The 16,029-nt window shown below is 65.9% G+C and carries 14 protein-coding genes; 2 read left to right on the top strand and 12 right to left on the bottom strand.

Annotated features, from left to right (window positions below; all coding sequences use genetic code 11):
* Positions 1–10: 10 nt before the first annotated feature.
* From ftsW to dinB, 11 genes are all read right to left on the bottom strand, one after another.
* The gene (gene ftsW, locus QFZ33_RS09655) at positions 11–1,381 is read right to left on the bottom strand and encodes a putative lipid II flippase FtsW (protein ID WP_307026920.1); all 1,371 of its coding nucleotides are present in this window, start codon (positions 1,379–1,381) and stop codon (positions 11–13) included.
* A gap of 2 nt (positions 1,382–1,383) precedes the next feature.
* Positions 1,384–2,919: a UDP-N-acetylmuramoyl-L-alanine--D-glutamate ligase gene (gene murD / locus QFZ33_RS09650; protein WP_307031749.1), complete on the bottom strand. Its 1,536-nt coding sequence runs from the start codon at positions 2,917–2,919 to the stop codon at positions 1,384–1,386.
* Between the two features lie 110 nt (positions 2,920–3,029).
* Positions 3,030–4,139: a phospho-N-acetylmuramoyl-pentapeptide-transferase gene (mraY, locus tag QFZ33_RS09645; protein WP_307026918.1), complete on the bottom strand. Its 1,110-nt coding sequence runs from the start codon at positions 4,137–4,139 to the stop codon at positions 3,030–3,032.
* On the bottom strand, positions 4,136–5,608 hold the full coding sequence (locus tag QFZ33_RS09640; protein WP_307026916.1) for a UDP-N-acetylmuramoyl-tripeptide--D-alanyl-D-alanine ligase: 1,473 nt from the start codon (positions 5,606–5,608) through the stop codon (positions 4,136–4,138). The genes mraY and QFZ33_RS09640 overlap by 4 nt, the downstream gene beginning before the upstream one ends.
* Before the next feature lie 6 nt (positions 5,609–5,614).
* Entirely contained in the window at positions 5,615–7,303 is a 1,689-nt protein-coding gene (locus tag QFZ33_RS09635) for a UDP-N-acetylmuramoyl-L-alanyl-D-glutamate--2,6-diaminopimelate ligase (protein ID WP_307026914.1), read from the bottom strand.
* 115 nt (positions 7,304–7,418) lie between these two features.
* Complete coding sequence (locus tag QFZ33_RS09630) at positions 7,419–9,227, bottom strand: peptidoglycan D,D-transpeptidase FtsI family protein (protein ID WP_307026911.1); 1,809 nt, start codon at positions 9,225–9,227, stop codon at positions 7,419–7,421.
* A 44-nt stretch (positions 9,228–9,271) separates the two neighbouring features.
* The gene (locus tag QFZ33_RS09625) at positions 9,272–9,937 is read right to left on the bottom strand and encodes a hypothetical protein (RefSeq protein WP_307026908.1); all 666 of its coding nucleotides are present in this window, start codon (positions 9,935–9,937) and stop codon (positions 9,272–9,274) included.
* On the bottom strand, positions 9,934–10,932 hold the full coding sequence (rsmH, locus tag QFZ33_RS09620; RefSeq protein WP_307026906.1) for a 16S rRNA (cytosine(1402)-N(4))-methyltransferase RsmH: 999 nt from the start codon (positions 10,930–10,932) through the stop codon (positions 9,934–9,936). Before rsmH ends, QFZ33_RS09625 begins: the two co-directional genes overlap by 4 nt.
* Positions 10,933–11,091: 159 nt before the next feature.
* The gene (gene mraZ, locus QFZ33_RS09615; RefSeq protein WP_102973964.1) at positions 11,092–11,520 is read right to left on the bottom strand and encodes a division/cell wall cluster transcriptional repressor MraZ; all 429 of its coding nucleotides are present in this window, start codon (positions 11,518–11,520) and stop codon (positions 11,092–11,094) included.
* Between the two features lie 397 nt (positions 11,521–11,917).
* Positions 11,918–12,289 (bottom strand): DUF3040 domain-containing protein, encoded by a 372-nt coding sequence (locus QFZ33_RS09610; RefSeq protein ID WP_102973963.1) that lies wholly within the window; start codon positions 12,287–12,289, stop codon positions 11,918–11,920.
* 315 nt (positions 12,290–12,604) lie between these two features.
* Positions 12,605–13,765: a DNA polymerase IV gene (gene dinB, locus QFZ33_RS09605; protein WP_373427342.1), complete on the bottom strand. Its 1,161-nt coding sequence runs from the start codon at positions 13,763–13,765 to the stop codon at positions 12,605–12,607.
* Between the two features lie 141 nt (positions 13,766–13,906).
* Here dinB and QFZ33_RS09600 point away from each other — a divergent pair, with 141 nt between their 5' ends.
* Together QFZ33_RS09600 and QFZ33_RS09595 are read left to right on the top strand one after the other, a co-directional pair.
* Positions 13,907–14,461 carry a hypothetical protein gene (locus tag QFZ33_RS09600; protein WP_307026902.1) on the top strand — a complete coding sequence of 185 codons (555 nt, stop codon included), beginning with the start codon at positions 13,907–13,909 and terminating at the stop codon, positions 14,459–14,461.
* Positions 14,458–15,552, top strand: coding sequence for a polyprenyl synthetase family protein (locus QFZ33_RS09595; RefSeq protein WP_373427252.1), 1,095 nt, complete (start codon positions 14,458–14,460; stop codon positions 15,550–15,552). Before QFZ33_RS09600 ends, QFZ33_RS09595 begins: the two co-directional genes overlap by 4 nt.
* Positions 15,553–15,605: 53 nt before the next feature.
* Here the strand turns inward: QFZ33_RS09595 and QFZ33_RS09590 are convergent, their stop codons facing one another.
* Positions 15,606–15,959 (bottom strand): Rv2175c family DNA-binding protein, encoded by a 354-nt coding sequence (locus QFZ33_RS09590; protein ID WP_190603436.1) that lies wholly within the window; start codon positions 15,957–15,959, stop codon positions 15,606–15,608.
* Positions 15,960–16,029: the final 70 nt, after the last annotated feature.

Genomic DNA, 16,029 nt, shown 5'->3' with positions numbered 1-16,029 from the left:
AGGTGCTGGTTTACGCTTTCGTACGGGATTTCTTGCGCCCGGGCAACCGCCACGGGCCGAGCAGTTTACGGGGTCGGATGTTGGGCGCCATCTGTTCGCGGGCCAGTGACAACACTACGCCGATCGCGCAGAGCGACATCAGCAGCGCCGAGCCGCCGTAGGAGATGAACGGCAGCGGGACGCCGATCACCGGCATCAGGCCGGTGACCACGGCCATGTTGACCGTTCCCTGGCCCAGCAGCCACACCATGATGGTTCCGGCGAGGACCCGGTGGAACAGGTCTTCCTGTGCCACCACCACGCGGTAGATGGCGGCGCCCAGGATGGCGAACAGGACCAGTACGACGACGGTCCCCACCAGCCCGAGTTCCTCACCGATGATGGCGAAGATGAAGTCGTTGTGGGCTTCAGGGATCCAGCTGTATTTCTGCCGGCTCTGCCCGAGCCCGACGCCGAACCAGCCGCCCGATGCCAGCCCGTAAAGGCCGTTGGTGGACTGATAGTTGGCGTCGATGCCGTCGCCGCAGCTCTGGCCGGTCCACCACGAGGTGATGCGGCAGACCCGGTTGGAGCTGGTCATGGCCATGACCGCTATGACCGCACCCAGGCCCACGGCCGCGAACCCGAACAGGTAGAGGCGCACGCCGGCGAAGAACAGGGCGGCGGCCGTGATGAGCATGATGATCATGCCGGTGCCGAGGTCGTTTCCGATCAGGACGAGTCCGATGATCCCGCCGGCGATGGGCACCACGGGGACCACGGCGTGTCCCCACTGGTGCAGCAGGGACGCCTTCTTGGCCAGCACGGTGGCCATCCACAGGGCCAGGGCAAGCTTGGCTGCCTCGGAAGGCTGAAGGGTGAAGAACCCGCCGATGTCGATCCAGTTCTTGTTGCCGTTGACGCTGGTGCCGATTACCAGCACGAGCCCCAGCAGGGCATAGGCAATGATGATGCCCAGCCACGCGAGCCGCTTCAGCCATACGACGTTGATCCGGGACAGCATGAACATGCAGAAAATGCCGATACCGGCAAACAGGCCCTGTTTGAGTGCCGCCGTGTACGGCGACTCACCCGCGGCAATGGCCTCCACGCTGGAGGCCGAGAGCACCATCATGATGCCGATGGCGGTCAGGGCCAGCGTGGTGCCGAGGATGAGGTAGTAGGTGGAGCCGTTGCGCGACTTGCCGTTTCCCTCGAGTGCGGACCAGAAGCGCCTGTACCACCGGCGCAGCCGGCCCATGGCGGGAGTCGTCGATGCAGCACCCGGTCCGGCGTTCCGGGACTTGGCGGCCCCGGATTTAAGGGTCAGAGGGGCAGCCCCACGGGAGGTCTCCCCCGGCCGCTGCCGGGCGGCCGCAGGACGTGTGGGTGTGCTGACCATTCTTACTCCTTGCCGGTCCGGGCCTCCCCTTCCACGAGCTCGCGGACCGCTGCAATGAAGGCGTCGCCACGGTGAGCGTAGGAAGAGAACTGATCCATGGATGCAGCAGCCGGGGCCATCAGCACAGTGTCACCCGAGGCGGCGATCTGTGCCGCCGATGCGACGGCCCGTGCCATCACTGCCTCGCCGGTTTCGGCTGAATCCGGTGCGGCGTCATGTCCGGTTCCGGCTGACTGCACAATTTCAGTGTGGCCTGCCGCCTGCCGGATGACGGGGACATCCGGTGCGTGTCGCTGCAGGGACTCTTCCAGTGACGCCGTGTCCTTGCCAATGAGCACCACGGCCTTCAGGCGGCGTGCATGGTCGCGGACCAGGTCGTCGTAGCTGACGCCCTTGGAGAGGCCGCCGGCAATCCACACCACGGGGTCGAAGGCGGCCAGGGACGCGGAGGCGGCGTGCGGGTTGGTGGCTTTGGAGTCGTTGATCCAGAGAACGCCGTTCTGCTTGGCGACCGGCTGGATGCGGTGGCTTCCGGGGATGTATGCCTGCAGTCCCTCGCGCACGTGCTCGGCGCTGACTCCGTAGGCCCGCACCAGGCCGGCGGCGGCCAGGGCATTGGCCACCATGTGGCGGGGGGCCACCGGGCCGAGGTCGGACATGGACGCCAGTTCGACAGCGCTGTCCTTACGCTCGGCGATGAAGGCCCGGTCCACGAGCAGTCCCTCCACGACGCCGAGCATGCTGATGGCCGGCGTGAGGGTGGTGAATGCCACGGCGCGGCAGCCCTCCACCACGTCAGCGTCCTCCACCATGCGTTCGGTTTCGATCTGCTCGTCGTTGTAAATGCAGGCCTTCTGCGTGTTTTCGTAGATCTTGGCCTTGTCGGCGAGGTAGGACTCGTAGGAGCCGTGCCAGTCCACGTGGTCCTCGGCGACATTGAGGCACACGCTGGCAACCGCCGAGACGGAATCGGACCAGTGCAACTGGAAGCTGGAGAGCTCCACCGCGAAGACGTCGTACTCCACCGGGTCACGCAGGGCATCGAGGATAGGCGTGCCGACGTTGCCCACTGCTATCGCTTTCAGGCCCGCGGCCCGCAGCATGGACTCGGTCAGGCCGACCGTCGTCGTCTTGCCGTTCGTGCCGGTGATGGTGAGCCAGTCGGCTGTCTTCCGGCCCTCGCGGACGCGCAGGCGCCAGGCGAGTTCGACGTCGCCCCAGACCGGGATGTGGGCGCGGGCGGCAGCCGCGAGCAGGGCCTGGTCCGGGCGCCAGCCGGGCGAGGTGACCACGAGGTCCGGCTTCAGGCCGTCGATCTTAGGCAGGGAGTGGATGGCCTCCTCCCCCAGGAGAACGTCGGCCGCGCCCACTATCCGCAGCGTGTCCGCCTTGGCCTGCGCAGTTTCGGTGGTGGCGCCGTCGACCACCACCACGCGGGCTCCGAGTTCAATCAGGGTGTCCGCGGCCGCGAAGCCCGAGACACCGATCCCGGTGACCACGACGCGAAGTCCGGCCCAGTCGGAGTCCCAGCTGACCAGGCCGCTGAGCCTTGCGGGACGGGTTGAGGCGGGACGGGTTGAGGCGGGACCGGCGGCTGCGGTGCCCGTTGCTTCGTTCTGGATTGCTTCGTTCTGGGATTCGGAGCCGTTCACAGCAGGACCACCCATTCTGCATAGAAGATGCCAAGGCCCGCGGCGACGAACAAGCCGGCGAGGATCCAGAACCGGACAACCACGGTGACTTCCGCCCAGCCCTTGAGTTCGAAGTGGTGCTGCAGCGGCGCCATCTTGAAGAAGCGCTTGCCCTTGGTCACCTTGAAGTAGCCCACCTGGATGATGACGGAGAGCGTGATGAGGACGAACAGGCCACCGATGAAGGCCAGGAGCAGTTCGGTGCGGGAGAGGATGGCGAACCCTGCGATGGCGCCGCCGATCGCGAGGGAGCCGGTGTCGCCCATGAAGATTTTGGCCGGTGAGGTGTTCCACCACAGGAAGCCCACCAGCGCGGCGCTCATGATGGCCGCAAGAAGCGCAAGGTCCAGCGGATCCCGGACGGAATAACAGCCGCCACCCGCCTGACGCGGCGAGCCGCAGGCCTGGTTGCTCTGCCAGATGCCCATCAGCGTGTAGGCGCCAAAGACCATGACCGCGGCGCCAGCGGCCAGTCCGTCCAGGCCGTCGGTGAGGTTGACGCCGTTGGTGGCGGCGGTGACGATCAGGTTTGACCACAGCACAAAGAGGATCGCGCCAAGGACGGTGCCGCCGAACGCCAGGTCCAGCCACGGGATGTCACGGACCAGCGAGATCTTGGTGGACGCCGGGGTAAGGCCATCCGTATCCGGGAAGTACAGGGCCATGACGGCGAAGATGATGCCCACCGCCGCCTGGAGGATGAGCTTCGCCTTGGCGTTCAGGCCCAGGCTGCGCTGCCGCGAAATCTTGATGAAGTCGTCCACGAAGCCCACCAGGCCCATACCCACCATCAGGAACAGCAGGAGCAGCGCCGAGGCCGACGGCCCGGCCGACCGGGGGTTCATGAGCCACATGATGAGGTGCGTGAGGCCGTAGCTCAGCAGGACTGCGCCCACCACCACCGTGCCACCCATGGTGGGCGTGCCGCGTTTGGTGTGGTGCGAGGTGGGTCCGTCATCGCGGATGAACTGGCCATAGCTCTTACGGACCAGCAGGCGGATGAACAGCGGCGTACCCACCAGAGCCAGCAGCAGGGCCAGGCCAGCGCCGATCAGAAGTGCAATCACAGCAGCTCGCTCCCTTCATTGGCATTTGTGGGGGTGGCGTGTGGGGGTAATGCTATCCGATCGCCCAAATGGCGCAGTCCCACGCTGTTGGAGGACTTGAAGAGCACCAGGTCGCCGGGTTCGAGCTGCTCCTGGAGCAGTTCGTAGGCCTCGTCAACTGTCTCGGCGAAGATGCATTCATCGCCCCAGGACCCTTCCTGTACGGCGGAAACGTACAGCGAACGCGCTTCCCGGCCCACCACCAGGAGGCGGGAGATGTTCAGCCGCACCACCTGCGTGCCGACGGCGGTGTGCTCGCGGATGGAATCGTCGCCCAGTTCCAGCATGGCCCCGAGTACGGCCCAGGTGCGGCGGCCGCGGCCGAGGTCGGCCAGCGTGCGCAGGGCCGCACGCATGGATTCGGGGTTGGCGTTGTACGCGTCATTGATCACCGTGACGCCGTCGGGCCGTTCGGTCCGCTCCATGCGCCAGCGGCTTGCCGCGGACTGGGAGCTGAGCGATGCGCTGATCCTGTCAGCCGGTACGCCGGCCGCGTGCGCGGCCGCTGCGGCGGCGAGGAGGTTCGCCACGTGGTGTTCGCCGATGAGTTTGCTGGTGACCCGGACCGTGGGCTCCCCCGGCACTTCGAGGTCGAACACCGGGTTACCCGAGGCGTTGGTGTCCAAGTTGGCGGCCCGGACAGCAGGAGCGTCCGGATCAGCATCCCGGGAGGAGAAGCCCAGAACAATCCCGCGGGTCCGGGCGGCCATGGCGGCAACACGGGGATCGTCAAGGTTCAGCACGGCGGTGCCTGCGGCGGGTACGGCCTCGGCGAGTTCGCCTTTGGCGGCCGCAATGTTTTCCACGCCGCCGAACTCCCCGGCGTGGGCTGTTCCCACGCCAAGCACTACGCCAATCTCTGGCCGCACCATGTCGGCCAGGTAGCGGATGTGTCCGATGCCGGTGGCCCCCATCTCGATGACCAGGAACCGGGTGTCAAAGCCCGCCTGGAACACGGTGAGGGGCACGCCGACCTCGCCGTTGTAGGAACCCCGGGGTGCAACGGTAGGCGCCTCGGCCGACAGGATTCCCGCGAGCAGGTCCTTGGTGGTGGTCTTGCCTGCCGAACCGGTGATGCCGATGACGGTCAGCTGTTCGCCCGCCGACTCGCGGTGCTGCCTGATCCGCCGGACCGCCTCTGCCGCGAGGGCGCCCATGGCGAGCACCGCATCATCGACGACGACGGACGGATAGTTCCGGCCGGCGTCGTCCTTGATTTCGCGTTCGGTGAGGGCCAGAACCGCGCCGCGGTCAAAGGCCGCACCCACGAAGCTGTGTCCGTCTGCGCTTTCGCCCGGTTTGGCGACGTAGAGGGAGCCGGCAACGGCCTCCCGCGAGTCGGTCACCACGGATCCGGGGGTGACGGCGGGGTCGGCGAGCAGCCGGCCGTTGGTGATTTCGGCGATTTCCGCCGCAGTAAGTTCAATCATGTCGGTCTAGGACTCTATCCCGTCGTCTTGGAGAACGGTGAATCCTCGTGCCGTCAAGGCGTTCCGTAGTTCCACCCTGTCGTCGAGGGCAAGGTTCTCTCCCTTGACCTCCTGCCACACTTCGTGCCCACGCCCCGCAATCAGGATGGTGTCCTCCGGAGCCGCCAGGTTGACGGCCTCACGGATGGCAGCATCGCGGGGGAAAACTTCCACGATTTTGCAGTCGAGCTGCTCGGCTTCCTTGGCGTCCGTCGCACCCACCAGCACCTCGGCGCGGATCGCCGCGGCGTCCTCATCGTGGGGGTCGTCATCGCTGACGATCACGACGTCGGCGAGCCGGGCTGCGGTTGCGCCCATGGAAGGGCGTTTGCCCTGGTCGCGCTGGCCCGTGGCACCGAAGACCACGATCACCTTGGACGCGGGCTCAGGGGACCGGACGGCCTCCAATGCGCGTGCCAGTGCATCAGTGTTGTGCGCGAAGTCGACGACGGCGGCCGGCCGGGTGGAGACCAGCTGCATGCGGCCGGGCACTGCCACGGTGAACGGATCCTGGGCATCGAGGGCTGCCTGTACTTCGGCGGGGTCTGCCCCGCCGGCGAGCACCATGGTCAGGGCCAGCGCCGCGTTGGAAACATTGAACGCCCCCGGCAGCCCGGTGTGCACGCGGAGTTCCGTGCCGTTCCGGCCGCGGAGGGTGAATTCCGTACCGAGGCCGCGGGGCTTCGGGGCGGTGACGGTCCAATCAGGCACGGTCCGGCCGGCGGCTGTTGATGCGGCCGCCGGGTCCGCTTCCAGCCCGCTGCCGGGCTGGAGGGTCGCGAGCGTGGTGACCGGAAGCTCAGTCTCTGCGGCAAGCCGGCGTCCCCACGCGTCGTCGACCGTCACGACGGCGGCACGGGCGCGTTCGGCGGTGAACAGCTCGGCTTTGGTCCGGTAGTACTCCTCCATGGTGCCGTGCAGGTCCAGGTGGTCCTGGGTGAGGTTGGTGAATCCGACCACGTCGAAGACCACGCCGTCCACGCGGCGGAAGGACACCGCGTGCGAGGAGACCTCCATGGATGCGGCGTCGAGGCCGCGTTCCCGCATGAGGGCAAGCAGGGCGTGGACATCGGTGGATTCCGGGGTGGTCAGGAGGCTGGGAATCGGGTCCCCGCCGGCCAGGATCTCGATGGTGCCGATGAGTCCGGTCTTCTTGCCCATCGCCTGCAGCAGGGCGTTGATGAAGTACGTGGTGGTGGTTTTTCCGTTGGTGCCGGTCACCCCGAACAACGAGGGGCCCCGGAGGTCGGCGTCCTGGCTCCGGTAGATAAGCCTGGACAGGCGGCCCACCACACTGCGGGGCTCCGGCACCACAAGTACAGGCACAGCGAGGTCCGAGCCGACGGCAAGAAGGCGCGCGCCGGCGTCGTCCGTCAGTACCGCAGCCGCGCCTGACTCGATCGCCGTCGCGGCAAAAGCTGCACCGTGCCGCGCCGCCCCCGGCAGGGCAACGTACAGGTCTCCGCGTTCCACAGACCGGGAGTCGAGCGAGATGCCGGTGATATGAACGGACTCAGAGGCTCGCGGCACCGGAACTCCCACTGACTGGCCGATGACACCCAGTTCGACGGCGGCGACGGCGGTGGGCCGGAAGCCGCTCTTGGATGCCTGCCCCTCCGGGGCGTCGGCAGTGCCGGGGTCATGGTGCTGTGACAACTGAATCTCCGTTGGTGCTAGCGGACCAACGGACACGACAGAACTGTTTGTTCAGGTGTACCGCGGTCTTTCTTGGCGGGCGTTACTTGGCGTACTGCGTTGTTTGGCGTACTGGTCACTTAGCGAACTGGGGCAGCCTGACGGGCGTGCCCTTGGACGGCGGAACGTTGTACGTCCGCAGTGCCTGGCTCATGACCGAGCGGAACACAGGCCCGTTGGTGATCCCGTAAATAGACCCCTTGGGACGCTGCAGGACCACCTCCACAATAAACCGCGGATCGTCCATCGGCGCCATCCCCACCATCGAGGCGGTGTACCCGCAGAAGCCTGCGGTCCCGTCGTCGCAGGGCGATTGCGAGGTACCGGTCTTGGCCCCGACCCGGTAGCCGTCGATCGCGGCCTCCTTGATCTGGCCCTCGGTGACGGCACTTTCGAGGATGTCCCTCACCTGCTGCGCCGTCTGCTCCGAGACCACCCTTCGGGACGGCTTGGCCGCCACCTTTTCCTCGGCTCCGTCCGGGCCGATGTAGCTGTCGATGAGCCGCGGCTGCAGCATCACACCGTCATTGGCGATCGACTGGTAGGCGCGGACCGTCTGGAGTGTCGACTGCGAGACACCCTGCCCGAACAACACCGTGTACTGCTGGCGGCCGTCCCACTGGTCGGCCGGGGTCAGGATGCCCTTCGCCTCGGCCGGCAGGCCGATCTCCGGTGCCTCACCGATTCCGAATTTCTGCAGCCAGTCGTGCCGCTGATCTTTGCTGAGGCGCTGGCCTGCCATCACGGTGCCCGTGTTCATGGACCAGCCCAGGATGCCCGCCAGGGTCCGCTTCTCGGTCCCGTGGGAAAAGGAATCGTCGAATTGCTGGCCGTCCACCACCAGGGACGGCGGGATAACGAACGTGTCCAGTGGTTTGGCCTTGCCTTCTTCGATGACCGCGGCGGCGGTGATCATCTTCTCCACTGACCCGGGCTCGTAAGCGGCGGTAACGGAGCGGACGCCACGGTCCTTGGCTGCCACCTTGCCGGGGTCGTTGGGGTCGGGCGTATTGGTGTCGGCCATCGCGATGATGTTGCCGGTCTTCACGTCCGAGACGATGATGACCCCCCACTCGGCGCTGAGCTTGTCCGCCTGGGTTTGGATGGCCTGCTGGGCGAAGTACTGAAGGTCGGAGTTCAGCGTGAGTTTGACGTCCTTGCCGTCCTGCGCGGGCGTCAGTTCGTCGATGCCCACAGGAATACGGAGGCCGTCGGCGCCGATTTCGAACACGCGCTTGCCCGCTGTGCCGCGCAGGATTTCGTCCTGGGTCTGTTCGAGGCCGGCCTGGCCGGTGGTTCCGTTCTCAAGGAAGCCCACAATGCCGCCGGCCACCGAGCCGTTCGGGTAGACGCGTTTGCTGGTTCCCTCGGAGAAAATACCCGGGATCTGCAGTTCCGAGACCCGGTTTTCGACGTCGGGCCGGAGGTCCTTGGCCACGATGTAGTAGGTCCTGGTTCCGGTGACGGATTTCCGGACGTCCTCGGCGTCCATGCCAAGGACGGCAGCAAGCTCGGCGATCCCCTGGTCTCGGGACACGGTGACGAGTTCGTCCTTGCCGTTTACCTTTTCAAGGCGCTTGAAGGATTCGGTCTTGGTGTTTACAGACTGGTCAACAGTGATGTTGTAGCGGATCACGCTGTTCGCCAGCACTGTTCCGCTGGCGTCCAGGATGCTGCCGCGCTCGGCCGGCAGCACGGTGGGGCGCAGCCGGTTGTCCAGGGCAGCTTCAGCCATGCCGCCGACATCCAGTCCCTGCACCAGGAAGAGCTTTCCGCCGACAACCACCAGCAGTGCAAGCATGATGCTGAGTCCGAGGCGGAGCCTCTTCGTAGCGTTAGCAGCCTTCTTCTTGCTTGCCTTGCTCTTGCCTTGCGCCACGCTCATCCCCTACTGCTTGCCATGCGGGCTACCAGCCGCCTGTTCGTGCCCTACTGCCCCGGCGTCCTTTGCTCCGGCGCCGGAATGGTGCCCCCGTTCAGGGCCGCGGGCTTGGCCGCAGCCGCCGGCTCGGCCGGCTTCGCAGCAGCCGGCGCCTCCGGCTGGGCAGCTGCTGTTTCACCGGCAGCGGGCGCCCTGCTGTCCAGCGGCTCGCCCGAGCTGGCGGGCGGGACCACATTCAGCTGACCCGGGACGGCAGGGGCAGCGATCACCGCTCCTGCCGAGTCTCCCTTGACCGCCGGCTTGGCATCCCCGCTCACGGTCAGCGTGGAAAGATCAATCTGTCCCTTGCCGGTGGAAGCAACCATTCCCAATTCTGCGGCCTTGGCAGCCAGATTCTGGGGAGCCTCAAAGTTTTGCACCTGCTGTGTCAGATCTTGATTCTGCTTGGTGAGCGCCGTCTGCTCGGCACGAAGCTTGACCAACTGGTACTGCGCTGTGGAAACAGAGATGTTGAGCACCAGTACCGCGATCAGCGCGGACGCCAGCATGCCGAAGCAGAGAACAACGAAGGGCGCGCGGCGCTTTCTCGGTGCGGACCGGACCAGGGACAGCGGGGTGCGCGCCTTCCGGGCCGAAGCCGGAAGCCCGGCCTCTATGTCATGGACGCTCGGGCCGGACGGAAGGGCGAGGTTCCTGGCAGCTGCGGTGCTCATTTTGCTCTCCTGGCTCTGATGCGTTCCACTGCGCGCAGCCGGGCTGATGCTGCGCGCGAATTCTCTGCGATCTCGACGGCGGTGGGCACCTCGGTGCCTTTGGTCAGGGTTTTGAGTTCGGCCTTGTGTTCTTCAAGCTCCACCGGGAAGCCGAGCGGCGCTGAGGATTTGGAGCGGGCCTGGAAAAAGCCCTTGACGATCTTGTCTTCCAGGGAGTGGTAGGACATCACGACGATCCGGCCGCCAAGCGCGATGGCATCCACCGCCGCCGGAACGGCACGCTCGAGGACTTCGAGTTCCTCGTTGACCTCGATGCGCAGCGCCTGGAAGGTGCGCTTGGCCGGATGTCCGCCGGACTTCGCTGCGGCAGCCGGAACCACTGCCCTGATCTGCTCGACGAGTTCCCCCGTGGTGGTGAACGGCTTCGCTGCCCGGGCGGCAACGATCCTGTTGGCGATGCGCCCCGCGAACTTTTCCTCACCCCACTTGCGGATGATCCTGACCAGATCCTCTTCGCTGTAGTTGTTAACTACGTCAGCCGCCGTCTGGCCGCGGCTGGTGTCCATCCGCATGTCCAGGGGCGCGTCAAAGGAATAGGCGAAACCGCGTTCACGCTCGTCGAGCTGCAGGGACGAGACCCCGAGGTCCATCAGGATGCCGTGGACCTCGGGAATGCCGAGGTCCTCAAGCACCTCGGCGATTTCGTCGTAAACAGCGTGGACCAGGTCCGTGCGGGCCGCGAAGGGCTTGAGCCGCTCCCCGGCCAGCGCCAGGGCTTCTTCGTCACGGTCGATGCCCACGAGGTGCAGGTCAGGAAAGCGCTGGAGCATGGCTTCGGAGTGCCCGCCCATGCCGAGCGTGGCATCAATGGCCACCGGAGTCTCACCGCGCAGGCGTGCCGCCTCGAATCCGGGCGCCAAAAGATTGATGCACCGGTCCTTCAGGACCGGTACATGGCGTTCGGACGTAGGCTTCGGCTGGTCGGGTTCTGTCATGCCTTCGTCCTTCCTTGAGCGCCTCGGGGGGTTCTTGGGCCAGATCCCCATCCGCGCCTATCCCTTTGGCTGCCTGGCTCCGGGGAAGTGAGCCAGGTAGTCGGCAGGGATGGGCGGCTGGAGATCTCGTCCAAGAAACGGATACGGGTTCGGGCCGGCCTAGAGGATGCCGGCGATGGGGTTGTCAGTTTCGGAGAAGGAGGTTTCCTTCTCCGCCAGGTACTCATTCCAGGCCTGGGCATCCCAGATCTCCGCGCGGGTGCCGGCCCCAATAACGGCCAGCTCCCTGCCGAGCCCTGCGTACTCCCGGAGCGCGGGAGGTATGGTCACGCGCCCCTGCTTGTCAGGTACCTCGTCCGAGGCTCCAGAGAGAAAAACCCGGATGTAGTCACGAGCCGACTTGTTGGAGATCGGAGCCTCCCGGATCTGCTCGTGTACCCTCGCGAATTCCTGCTCGCTGAAGACGTAGATGCAGCGCTCCTGGCCTCGCGTGAGAACAAGTCCGCCGGCAAGCTCCTCACGGAACTTGGCGGGAAGAATGATCCTGCCCTTTTCGTCAAGACGCGGCGAGTGTGTCCCAAGGAACACGTCCCACCGCCCGTCTGCCGTCAGAAGCTGAACAACCCCCGCGCTGCCACTACCCTCTTACGCGCTCCACTTTACTCCACTTCTCCCCACAGTCAACGCGACGCGGGGAATTCTCCACTCTTGGGACAAACATATTTCCGCGGAATGGCGGGAATTTTGGCCGGGGGTGGAAAGTGGAGGGACATTGCGTCGGTCCCGCGGCGGCGGACCCCGGCGGCATCAGCCCTGGAACATGGGCTCCGGGCACCAGTTCGCGGGTTAAAGCAGAATGACCCGCCGCAGCGGGTCATTCCTGGACTATTGGCGCCCAACCGGGGATGGACCCGGTGGTGCGAGTGGAGGGTGGTGCGAGTGGAGGGTGGTGCGAAGTGGAGGTGGTGGGAAGTGGAGCGCGGGCTCAGGACTCCCCGCGGCGCCTTTCATCCCATCGTTCCTCAAGGCTGTTCATAAAAGAGCTCTTGCTCTTCGACTTCCGGCCATGCCCGCCGGCCTTCGCTTTGCCGGCCGCAACACTGCGCATCGTGGCAAAGTAAACTCCGGCACCCATGACGACGAACCCGAGGACCCCTACAAATATGTTCTGGAGGGAGACACCCACCAGGAGGAGCAGCACCCCGGCCAGCGTGGCCAGTACGCCAATCACAATGTGCCGGGTGGACCAGCTACGGCCGGGATCCGAGCCCATGGAATTGGCAAACTTGGGATCGTCCTCATGCAGTTGCCTCTCGAGTTGCTCGAGCAGCTTCTGTTCGTGCTCCGAGAGCGGCATCACGACCTCCTTAAGTAGGCCAACGTCCAGACAGGCCGGAACCGGTTGTTCCTGCCCCGTCAACGACCGGCATGCCATCCAGGTTCCCGGCCCGCCAACCTCGGCGGATCCAGGGATTCAAGCATACTGACGCGGCGGGTCAGGTGATCCACACATGTCCAGACGTTCGAAATCTTTGTATCTATAAGGATAGTTTGTTGGGCGCTGTTCTGAAAGACGCTGTTCACGGGCGGCAACACTGTCCGGGCCTTGACCTGACACTGATCTCCGGCCATGAACACGGTTTCCCGCCCCGCGGGTGTCGCCGGAATCACGTCAGGGGTTGCCGCTTCCCGGCTCAAGCAGCCGGGCAGGAAGCACCGACTTGCTGCCGAACTTCTCCGCCACCTTGTCCAGTGCCTGTTCAGCGGCCCTCCAGTTGTCATCGCGCCTGTCCAGGCTCAGCTGAAGGGAGGTCTGCGCGGCCGCTTCCAGCTGCTCCGCACGCACACCAACCAGCCGGACCGTCAGGGGCCGGCTGCCCAGTGACTCCAGCAGCTGGATGGCCACGGCATAGATGAGCTGGGCGCTGTCCAGTGGCGCGTGGACCGTGCGGCTTCGGGTCACCGTGGAGAAATCTGCGTACCGCAGCTTGAGCGCCACAGTCCGGGCCACCAGCCCGGAAGAGCGCAGCCGCTCGGCAGTGCGGTGGGACAGTCGCAGCAGCTCCCGGTGCAGCAGGGCATCGTCCGCCGTGTCCGAGGCGAACGTTTCCTCCGCTCCGATGCTCTTCTCTACCCGCACCGGAGTGACCGTCCGGCTGTCGATACCCCAGGAGAGCCGGTGGACGTGTTCGCCGGTGGCGCCCAGCACCTTCTTGAGCGAGGAGACCGGCGTCGCGGCGACATCCGCCACGGTACGGATTCCCAGGCGGGCCAACACTTCCGCCGTCTTGCCTCCAACACCCCACAGGGCATTGACCGGAAGGCTGTGAAGATAGGGGACGGTCTGCTCCGGCCGGATGAGCAGCAGCCCATCCGGCTTGCACCGGGTGGAAGCGATCTTGGCCACAAACTTGCTGGCGGCGATCCCCACTGACGCCGTGATGCCTAGTTCACTGGCGACCCTCCTCCGGATCAATTGCCCTATTTCACTCGGCGGACCAAGCCTGCGGATGGCCCCTCCGACGTCAAGGAATGCCTCGTCGACACTGAGCGGCTCAACGAGCTCCGTGATGGACTCGAATATGCCCATCAGCTGGCCGGACACTTCGTAGTACAGCTTGTGCCGGGGCTCGATGATGATGGCCTGCGGACACAGCCTCTGGGCCACGGCCATGGGCATCGCCGACTTCACGCCGAACCTGCGTGCCTCGTACGAAGCAGACAGCACAACGGAACGCTCCGCCGGAAAACCCACGATGACCGGCCGGCCACGCAGATCAGGGCGGGCGCGCAGTTCTACCGAGACAAAAAACGCGTCCATATCGACGTGCATGATGCTCGCTCGCCGAAAGTCCGCCAGCCGCGCTTCCGCCTGCTCTCTGTCGTCGTCCGGCCCCACATCTGCAATCCTATGCCCTGCACCTGACTAAACTGGAGGCTGAATCCGGCATCAACACCCAGGAGGACCGCACCTGTGAAGGTCATTGGAACGCTCATGCCTGCCCGCCTTGGGCTGCTCGCCGCTGGAGCGGCCGTAGTGGCGGCGGCGTCAGCGTGCACGGCACAGGCGCCCGGTTCCGCTACGCCCGCCGCGACGGCATCGGCCTCCCCCGCTGCCGCAGCAACGAACACAGCCGCCACGGCGTCCCCGACGGCTCCCGCCAGCCCGTCTGCTTCCCCCGGCACGTCGGCCACCGTGGGAGCGCTCGTCGCCGGCTTCCCGTCGAAGCTTCTTCCCGTGATGCCCGGGGCCAAGGTGGTGGCCAGCAGCTTCGACAAGTCAACCTCCCCGGCCACCGTCGCGCTGGTTGGCTCCATCTCCGCCAAGCCGGCCGCCGTCGTCGCCTATTACACCAAAGCCCTGGAGGGACGGGGCTTTACGGCTGTTCCCGGCAACGCCGTGGGAAGCGTGGCGTCCAAGGACTTCGTCCGGGCGGGCAGCGAGACCGTAAATATCGCCGTCCCTGCAACGGGCGGGGTTTCAACCTTCACCATCGGCGCCAACGTGACTCCCGAGTCCGTCAAGTGATGGTGGCCGAGCAGCTTCGCGTTGAGCAGGCGGACTTCGTGGCCGCCGTAGCGGGAAAGCTGACAGACTTCCTGACCACCCGGCAGTCGATCATGACGGCAATCTCCCCGGACATCGATCCCATCATGGGATCCATCTCCAACCTGGTCACCGGCGGAAAACGGTTGCGCGCCCTCATGTGCTACTGGGGATGGCGCGGAGCGGGCGGCCCTGCCTCCGCGGAGGACATCATCACGGCAGGCGCGGCCCTTGAGCTGTTCCAGGCCGCCGCCTTGATCCACGACGACATCATCGACCGGTCGGACACCCGCCGGGGCGGGCCCAGCGTGCACCGCCGGTTCAGCCAGCTCCACGAGTCCCAGGGCTGGGCCCTCGACAGCGAACGCTTCGGCCACGCCGCAGCCATCCTGGCCGGCGATCTGTGCTTGTCCTTCAGCGAGGAAGCCTTCACCGATATCGGCGCAACGGCGGCCTCAGGAAGCAGGGCAAGGCTGATCTTCAACCTGATGCGTTCGGAGGTCATGGCCGGCCAGTATCTGGACATCCTCGAAGAGGTGGCCGGGCCGGTCCGGGACCGAGCCGGCGCCGTCAGCCGCGCCCAGTCAATCATCCGTTTCAAGTCGGCCAAGTACTCGACGGAACATCCGCTCGCCCTGGGCGGGGCGCTCGGCGGGGCCTCTGACGAACTGCTCCGGGGCTACTCCGCGTTCGCGCTCCCCCTGGGCGAGGCCTTCCAGCTTCGCGACGACGTCCTCGGCGTGTTCGGGGACCCGGTGACCACCGGAAAGCCTGCGGGCGACGACCTCCGGGAGGGCAAGCGGACCGTGCTCGTGGCCTTCGCACTGGATCTGGCCACCCCCGAGGAGTCCGAGTTCATCGACTCAAGGCTCGGCAGCCCCGAGCTGGGCGAGGACGACGTGGCCGAGATCCGCCGGATTATTGCGGACTGCGGAGCGCTGCAGGCCACGGAGGTGCTCATCGAGGAGTTCGGCGCGGCGGCGTACGCAGCCCTCGAGCTTCTGCCGCTGGAAGACCTCCCCAAGACCGCGCTGCGGCGGCTGGCCGAGGCGACTGTGAGCCGGGCCGCCTAATCGGCTGGCCCGGCCCGTTTGATCACACTGGGTCAATTATCAGGCTGGGTTTATTACCAGGCCAGGGACTGCGCCCGGCGCCGGATTTCCGTCTTGCGACCCTCGCGAAGGGCATCGATGGGCCGCCCCCGCAGTGACTCGTCAGGGGTGAAGAGCCAGCCGATAAGCTCTTCGTCCGAGAATCCCGCGTCTGCCAGCACAAGAATCGTGCCCTTAAGGCTGTCCACGACGTGGCCGTCCTGGAGGAAGGCCGCGGGCACCGAACGGATCCGGCGTTCCCCGATCCGCAGGGCGGCCAGCGCGCGCTCGTCAAGGAGCCCGTGGACTTTGGTAATGGACACATCCAGCAACTGGGCAACGTCGGGCAGGGGCAACCAGTCGCCTACAAGGGTTTCTACAGTACTCACGGGTCAAGGTTGCCATGACGGGCGCCCGCAAGCCTAGTCGAAACAGCGCACGTGTGCGCCCGCCCCGTTT

The organism is Arthrobacter globiformis (assembly GCF_030815865.1).
GTDB classification, from domain to species: Bacteria; Actinomycetota; Actinomycetes; order Actinomycetales; family Micrococcaceae; genus Arthrobacter; species Arthrobacter globiformis_B.
Note: the sequence above shows the minus strand (reverse complement) of the source record. Positions and strands in the feature narration are given on the sequence as shown.

Excerpts from the sequence above, each read along its gene's own strand:
- QFZ33_RS09610 (WP_102973963.1), bottom strand. The coding sequence starts at position 12,289 with ATGCCGCTCTCGGAGCACGAACAGAAGCTGCTCGAGCAACTCGAGAGG.
- QFZ33_RS09625 (WP_307026908.1), bottom strand. The coding sequence starts at position 9,937 with ATGAGCACCGCAGCTGCCAGGAACCTCGCCCTTCCGTCCGGCCCGAGC.
- ftsW (WP_307026920.1), bottom strand. The coding sequence starts at position 1,381 with ATGGTCAGCACACCCACACGTCCTGCGGCCGCCCGGCAGCGGCCGGGG.
- QFZ33_RS09640 (WP_307026916.1), bottom strand. The coding sequence starts at position 5,608 with ATGATTGAACTTACTGCGGCGGAAATCGCCGAAATCACCAACGGCCGG.
- rsmH (WP_307026906.1), bottom strand. The coding sequence starts at position 10,932 with ATGACAGAACCCGACCAGCCGAAGCCTACGTCCGAACGCCATGTACCG.
- QFZ33_RS09630 (WP_307026911.1), bottom strand. The coding sequence starts at position 9,227 with ATGAGCGTGGCGCAAGGCAAGAGCAAGGCAAGCAAGAAGAAGGCTGCT.
- dinB (WP_373427342.1), bottom strand. The coding sequence starts at position 13,765 with ATGCACGTCGATATGGACGCGTTTTTTGTCTCGGTAGAACTGCGCGCC.